Here is a 1,021-nt window from a genome sequence, read left to right on the forward strand (position 1 = left end):
AATTTACAACAAAACGACACCATCAAAGGTGGTAATGGCACAGACACCTTAATTATCAGCGGAGGAACAGCTAATGATCTTATCTCCATAGATACCAGTAACACCACCAATCAATTAAATATTCCAGGGACAACAGTATTCGGATTTGAACGCTTTGATTTAAGTGGCTTTACAGGTACAGTTAGTTTTGATGGTACTACTGGTAATGATTGGATTAAAGCAGGTACAGGAAACGATGATTTAAGTAGTGGAGACGGTAATGACACTCTGAACGGGGGAGCAGGTATAGACTTTTTAATCGGTGGTAAAGGAAATGATACTTATGTAGTAGATAATGTAGGAGATGTCATTATTGAATTTTTAAATGGTGGAATAGATACCGTTAAATCTTCTATCACTTGGACATTAAGAAACCACTTAGAAAACCTAACGTTACAGGGAACAACCGCTATTAACGGTACAGGTAATAACCTGAATAACAGCATTACAGGTAACGCAGCAGCTAACATTCTCACCGGTGGTTTAGGAAATGATACCCTCACAGGTAATGCGGGTGCTGATACTTTAATTGGTGGTCGTGGTAGCGATAGCCTGTATTTAGGTTTAAACGATAATGCTGTAGATAACGTTAATTACGTTCTTGGTCATGGTACAGATATAGTTTACCAATTTGTGCGCGGTGTCAGTGGCGATAAACTGAACTTTACAGGTATTGCCAGTTTTGATGTAATTACATCAGGTAATTCTACATTAGTGCGGGCTGGGGATGGTATTATTGGTAATACTGGTTTTGGTACTGGTCAATCATTAATGACTTTATCCGGTACATCTGGATTTAATAGCACCAATGCGAGTTTAAACCTGTTCGGAGGTACTTTCCTATTTAGTTAATAACTTTATTGGGTTTTCTCAACCCAATAACTTAGGGACTTTGTTGTTAGGACTTTGTTGGGTTACGTTGTCGCTTAACCCAACCTACAATTATCACTTTAATCAGGTGACAGGTGCTACGCCACGGGGA

Annotated in this window: 1 protein-coding gene; it reads left to right on the forward strand. The window is 39.0% G+C overall.

Going from position 1 to position 1,021, the window contains the following annotated elements; genetic code table 11:
- The coding region (locus tag FFO06_RS20645) for a calcium-binding protein (protein ID WP_137909698.1) at positions 1–891 on the forward strand (891 nt) is incomplete at its 5' end.
- Positions 892–1,021 lie beyond the last annotated feature (130 nt).

The organism is Dolichospermum planctonicum (assembly GCF_005402965.1).
GTDB lineage: Bacteria > Cyanobacteriota > Cyanobacteriia > Cyanobacteriales > Nostocaceae > Dolichospermum > Dolichospermum planctonicum.